At 60.8% G+C, this 6,219-nt stretch carries 5 protein-coding genes; 1 reads left to right on the top strand and 4 read right to left on the bottom strand.

The features are described from left to right. Window positions 1–2: 2 nt before the first annotated feature. The 4 genes from GOARA_RS10270 to GOARA_RS10275 all read right to left on the bottom strand — a co-directional run bounded on the left by GOARA_RS10270 (window position 3) and on the right by GOARA_RS10275 (window position 4,636). Window positions 3–647: a hypothetical protein gene (locus tag GOARA_RS10270; RefSeq protein ID WP_138947638.1), complete on the bottom strand. Its 645-nt coding sequence runs from the start codon at window positions 645–647 to the stop codon at window positions 3–5. A gap of 119 nt (window positions 648–766) precedes the next feature. Next, complete coding sequence (locus GOARA_RS19375; protein WP_007322295.1) at window positions 767–1,417, bottom strand: hypothetical protein; 651 nt, start codon at window positions 1,415–1,417, stop codon at window positions 767–769. A 207-nt stretch (window positions 1,418–1,624) separates the two neighbouring features. Beyond that, on the bottom strand, window positions 1,625–3,766 hold the full coding sequence (locus GOARA_RS20580) for a hypothetical protein (protein WP_007322296.1): 2,142 nt from the start codon (window positions 3,764–3,766) through the stop codon (window positions 1,625–1,627). A gap of 417 nt (window positions 3,767–4,183) precedes the next feature. Beyond that, window positions 4,184–4,636, bottom strand: a complete 453-nt coding sequence (locus GOARA_RS10275; protein ID WP_040522660.1) for a DUF3151 domain-containing protein — start codon at window positions 4,634–4,636, stop codon at window positions 4,184–4,186. A gap of 129 nt (window positions 4,637–4,765) precedes the next feature. Here GOARA_RS10275 and GOARA_RS10280 point away from each other — a divergent pair. Then, window positions 4,766–6,219, top strand: a 1,454-nt coding sequence (locus GOARA_RS10280) for an Rv0361 family membrane protein (RefSeq protein ID WP_040522663.1), incomplete at its 3' end; no start/stop codon positions are given.

Here is a 6,219-nt window from a genome sequence, read left to right on the forward strand (position 1 = left end):
GCTCAGCCCGGCCGCGCTGCCCGACGCGAAGTTTCCGCCTGCTGCCGCGATACCGCGCCCAAATCCATATACCCCGTTTGTCTGATCGAATCGATATTCGCCGGGATGCGGTAGTCAGGCGAAGTGTAAATGTCATATGTCAAGACCGAACGCCCGATTCGCTTGTAATTGAGGCTCACCTGACAAATGAGCCCTGCTGGACCGACTCCCGAAGAAATCGCGGTCTTCCCGCCAGGGTCCGGCTCCGCATCGATACTGCGAATCCAACCTTCCACTCGTTCTCGCGAAAATCCCCAACGAGCGATGCCCTCGCGAAGGAGTGCGAACGCTGCCGAACCTGTCTCGGCAGTCTGCCAAAAACTCACCATTCCAACAGACCCGGTCGGGGCCTCGACCGTAGCCATGACCGTTCGAGTCATCACGGCTTCGCGTCTCGACGGGCCATCCATGACCAGCAACAGTTCTTCGCCCGACGGGTCACCTATCGTCGCACCCAACAACGCGCGCTCCAAACCCACTGACGCCAGCGGAATCTCCCCCGACCGAATATCCAGCTTGACAATCCCAGTGCGATGCACCTCAGCGATCCCCGTTTTATCCAGCCTGGAGTAGGCCATACTCTCGGCGCGGAACTCCTTCTCGACCATGCTCAGACCGTCACTCTGACGCGTACACCCCGCGACGATCATCGCGAGCACGACAACCAGCCCCGCACCTACAGTTCGCATCATCGACCTAACTCCGCCCATCCGCCCAGGAAATACTTCTAGTTTGGCTTGACTCCACGACGGGCGCGCCCAATCTCGTTTCGCGCCCTGTCTACACTCGCAGTATCCCCTTGGCCAGACGCCTTAATGCTTTCAATGTTGGCAGGATCTCGATACTCCGGCGAGACATAGATTTGATACTTGAGTACCGACCTTCCACGCCGCTGATAGTTCAAGGTCACTTCACTTACCAACCCCGCACGACCGAACCCTTTTGAAATGACGGCGTCACCATCAGAGTCGGGTTCGGACTCAATACTCTTGCGCCAGGCCTCAACACGCTCTGCCGAAAACCCCCACTGATTGACCCCTTCGCGCAGGATATTAAAAGCCTCCGCGCGCGTCTCCGCAACGCGCCAGAATGTCACAACACCGACACACCTCATAAGCTCATCGACACTTGCGGTGACTGTGGAACTGACGACCTTTTCCCGCGCCGTCGGACCGTCCAGAACCAACAACATGTCGGAACCACTCGGATCACCAATCGTCGGACCAAGTAACGAACGCTCCAACCCCACCGACGCCAACGGAATCTCACCCGACCGAATATCCAGCTTGATAATCCCAGTGCGATGAATCTCAGCTATCCCGGCATCATCCAGCTTAGAGTAGGCCAAGCCCTCGGCCTCTGCCTTCTTCTCATGCATGTCGACCCCTCGACCTCACGAGCACATCCGGCAAGTGACAGCCCAAGCATGGCCACAGTAGCGATGGCGTAGATAGCCGATCTCAACATCCCGTTCTCCAGCCGATCGAACATCTAACTTATTTGCGAACAGCCGACGTTATCGTTCGCAATTCGAAACGACCTCGTTCTATGCGGGTCTACTCGCTCGAATCCGACACTCGCTTTATCAGGAAGCCCCTACTTCGCGACGCAGACGAGCACGCTCATTCCTTATCGCCAATACGCTTGCACTATCGAAGTAGCCTGTCGATTTGATGCTTGCGATATTCGTAGGATTACGAACGTCCGGCGATGTATGTATCTGATACTTGAGAACCGACCTCCCGCGACGCTGATAATTCAGGGTTACCTCGCTCACCAACCCCGCCCGACCAAATCCCGCCGATATGACGGTTGTGCCATCAGAGTCAGGTTCAGAATCGATACTCTTGCGCCACCCCTCAATACGATCTGCCGAGAAGCCCCATTGATCAACCCCTTCACGTAAGACAAGAAAGGCCTCTGCACGGGTCTCCGCAACGCGCCAGAATGTCACTACACCAACACACCTCATAAGCTCATCGACGCTTGCGGTGGCTGTCGAACTAAAAACCTTTTCTCGTCCCGTCGGACCATCCAGAACCAACAACATGTCGGAACCACTCGGATCACCAATCGTCGGACCAAGTAACGAACGCTCCAACCCCACCGACGCCAGCGGAATCTCACCCGACCGAATATCCAGCTTAATAATCCCAGTGCGATGAATCTCAGCGATTCGACTATTATTCATTCTTTCCGCAAAATCGCTCGATACGATATCGCGGGCGCTTCCATTGTCAACCGTCTCTAAGTACGCCGGAAGAGTGTCTTTCTCAATCAGATTCCATCGACTGTCGAAGTCGGCAATATTTCCGTCTGGCAACGTGATTGTTGTGTCGACGTGCCCATACAGACCAAACGGTCCAACCGGAGCAGGAACAGTCACTTCGTATGGAAATACTTCGCTGAAAGCGTCCGCCCCAGGAATCGAGGGCGATCCGGCAACCGTCATTCCATAGGTGAACGCAAGACCCGTGATTGGATGGCTTTTTAGTGCCTGATAATCGGAGTCGATGATATCGTGTTGCTCACGCCAGAGCAACGCTCGATTTCCTTCTCGAATTTTTGCTTGGTTGTCTGTGGCTAGCCCTTCATCGATTCGACTCCAAGCGAGATGTGATTGATCGTTGATGGCGCCAGCAAGTCTCATTCTTTCGATCTCTTCCATGCCACCGCTCAAGAATGCCTCGTGCTGGCTTGCTTGGTCCATAAAGATCTTCTTCTGCATCCCTAATAGAGTAGATTCAAAGAATTCAAGATCAGTAGGCGACGCGTCCTTTAGAGCGGCAAGCTCCGGCGGCCACCCCAGCGCCTCACCAACCTTAATCATTGTCCGCAAATCATAGAATCCACCCGCGAACGATGGGCCGATCATATTCGCCATGCCTGCCCACTGCATGTACGGATGGTCCATAAATAGCTGGCCGTAATATTCGTAGACCTTTCGAATATTATCTTTGTTTGCATCGGTGCCGGCAGTATGGTCCCATCCGCGGGGATCGATGCCCGCCTGCTCTAAAGCTTCTCGCTCCCAATAATGTCTTAGGAACTTCTTGTAGAACTCAGAGTTCTGTAGCAATCCTGCGTCGAACGCGGGGTCCAACAACGATTTCGCCGCGTCCTGATGGTTGTGCACCCACTCGCGAAAGCGCGGGTCATTAATCAGGTCCTGAATCTGTTCAGGCGTCATTCCCAGGAGCGATCGGGGCGGACGATAAGTTCTCCCTGCCGCTACATCGTTTGCCGTCGCTGTCGTCTCGTCGATCGCGGAGTCAATCGCGAAGCCGACCTGTTCATCTTCTCTGACCAGCGTCTTCAAGTTTGCCTTGATAGACGCCTCGTGGTTGGCGCGTGCGGTTTCTCGGCTGGATCGGTCGCCCTCATCGTCCGGTTCTGGTCTCGTGTCTTTTACCGTCCAATCACGGTCGTGAACGGCGAACCCATCGGCGATTGCTCCGTCCACCGACCGGAGCAGTGCGCCGCGCGCCGAGCCGAGCCGAGCCGCGCCGCTGTTGAAGGCAGCAATGACATTGTCAACCTGACCGGCGATCTCTCGGCCGAACCGAGCCTCGGCTCTAGCCCTCGCGAGCGCGGCATCTCCACCGATACCAGTCCATGACCGGTGTGCCGCTTCGGCCTCCCGGAGCATGTCGTCGATCTTCTGCTCGAACTTGTCATTGTCTGCCTGCAAGTTGCTGGCGGCCGTCGACAATGCAGGCGGGTTCATTCGGCGAACACTTGAGACCGTGAAGGTCACAGGACGCCCGCGGCCCGCAGTTTCTCTGCGCTCGCCAGGTCGGTGTCGTCATAGTTGTCCGAGCCGCCCGGCAGGCCTTCGCCATGCGTGTAATCCTGTTGCCCGTTGCGTCGAAGGCCTGATCCACTCGTTTACCGACGACTTGCGCGAATCTCCCCGTATCAGTCTCTGGGAGTTCCGTCGGCATGTTCTGGGTATCTTTAGTCGTATCCAGCGCGGCAACGGCCGCCGACAACGCCTCGTACCGCCCCGCCATTCCCCGCACCATCGCGAGATCGACCTTCACGGTTCCCCCTTCGATTGAAGCTCACTGTTGGTCAGGCAGTATCGCACCCTGCTGCCGTCTCCGTGAAGGCCTCGCGATGCGACAACCCGAAGCGATGCCCGCTAACCGAGCCCCACGTGTTCGGCCGCGCGCGGATCGCAATCGTTGAGAAGGTCCATGCAGCGGAGATACTCGTCCTCTTCGCCGATCAACTGCGCGGCACGCGCCAACGCACCGACGCACCGCAGGAACCCCTGGTTCTGCTGATGCTCCCAGGGCACCGGCCCGTAGCCCTTCCAGCCGTGACGGCGCAGTTGGTCGAGGCCGCGGTGGTAACCGGTGCGCGCGTACGCATACGCCTCGATGACCGCCGGCGGAACCTCGCCGGCCGCCGCGGCCTTCTCGTCGACCGTCCCCAACGCCGCCTCGGCGAGGTACGCCCATGCGATGGAAGCGGTCGGCGAACCGGCGGCCACGGTCGCCGGAGCGACGCCGTTGAGTAGCTCCGACTCGGCTTCGTCGTCACCGGTGAGTAGCGTGGGCGGGGGGCCGAGCAAGTCTCCGAAAGAAGTCACCGTCCAATTCAACCATTGGCAGCGGTGTGATCACCATGTCCGGTCTGGTATCCCGAGTGTGCCCGACCGGGCGCTTTTCGCTAGTGTGTGAGCCGCTAGTGATCTATGGACGAAGGCAGGTCGGGCGCTATGGCGCAGTCAGACGAAACCCCCGGTGCCGGCAACGACGGTAGCGGCGACTCCGGCGCACCGGAGATCAACACGCTGCGCAATCGGCGTGCCGACGCGCCAGCGTCCGACGACGCGCAGGCGGCGGAGGACACCACCGACACCGCGAAGCCGTTGGGCGGCGGCGGCGTCGACTCGGCGACGCGGGTGATCAGCCGCGACCAGCTGCCCGATTCCGACGACCTCCCCGACCTCGACGACATCGACGCCGTGGCTGACGACTCCTCCCCCGATCAGGAGTCGGACGACGCGGCCGAAGCCGCCGAAACGGAGACCGGCGACGCTTCCGATGCGGCCGACGAGTCAGCGAACGAGGCCGAAGCCGAGCCAGCCGTGCCCACCGACCCGGCCGGCGGCGGCGGTATCGACGCCGCGACCCGGGTGATCAGCCGCGACCAGCTGCCCGATTCCGACGACCTCCCCGACCTCGACGACATCGCAGCAGACGATTCCGACGCGGCCGAAGCCGCCGAGGACGCGGCCGATGCCGAGGCCGTCGAAGCCGATTCGACGGTGGCCGCCGAGGCCGCAGCGGGCGGGGCGGCCGCAGCCGCTGCCGCCGCGGTCGCCGCGAAGCTCGCCTCTGACAAGAAGGCTGCCGACGAGCCAGCCGAGTCGACCGATGAAGCCGACGCGGACCAGACCGACGACACTGAAGCCGAGGCCACTGGAGCCGAGGCCGCTGACACGGAATCCGCAGCCGACGATTCCGACGCCGACGACTCTGACACCGACGAGGCGGAGGGTGACGAGGCGGAGGCCGCTGACTCCGCGGCCGACGACTCCGAAGCGGATGACAGCGACACCTCGTCCGCCACTGACGAGGACGCCGACGAAGCCGGCGAGGAGAATGACGCGGCGGAGGCCGAGACGGCGGCCGACGCCGACGCCGACGCCGACGCCGACGACAAGACTCCCTCCGGTCGCCCGGAGATCAAGAAGCTCGAGGACAAGCCCGGCGAGCCGGACGACTCCGAAACCGTCAAGATCGCCGCACCGAAGACGACGACCGACGCGGCCACCACGGAGACCAAGCCCGCAGCAGCGGCTGCGTCGACCAAAGAGCCGACCAAGGAAGAGACCGCCGCCGGCTGGAAGACGACGGAGCACGCGGAGCCCACCAGCATCCCGCAGATCGTCAAGCCGAAGAAGTCCCGCAGCCGCAAGCCGTGGGCCCTCGCCGCGGCGGCCATTCTGCTCGCGGCGGCGATCGGCGGTGCGGTGTGGTTCCTGCGCAAGCCCGCCCAGGCCGACGTGGCCGCCGAAACCGCCGTCAACTACGTGACCGCGATGAACAGCGGCGACCTGACGACCCTGCGATCGGTGACCTGCGGTTCGACGAACGAGTTCTACGCCAAGATCAGCGATGCCGACTACGCCAACCTGTTCCAGCAGCAGAAGGCTCGCAACGAACT

Origin of the sequence: Gordonia araii NBRC 100433 (assembly GCF_000241265.1) — a bacterium.
Taxonomy (GTDB): Bacteria; Actinomycetota; Actinomycetes; order Mycobacteriales; family Mycobacteriaceae; genus Gordonia; species Gordonia araii.

Excerpts from the sequence above, each read along its gene's own strand:
- GOARA_RS10270 (WP_138947638.1), bottom strand. The coding sequence starts at position 647 with ATGGTCGAGAAGGAGTTCCGCGCCGAGAGTATGGCCTACTCCAGGCTG.
- GOARA_RS20580 (WP_007322296.1), bottom strand. The coding sequence starts at position 3,766 with ATGAACCCGCCTGCATTGTCGACGGCCGCCAGCAACTTGCAGGCAGAC.
- GOARA_RS19375 (WP_007322295.1), bottom strand. The coding sequence starts at position 1,417 with ATGCATGAGAAGAAGGCAGAGGCCGAGGGCTTGGCCTACTCTAAGCTG.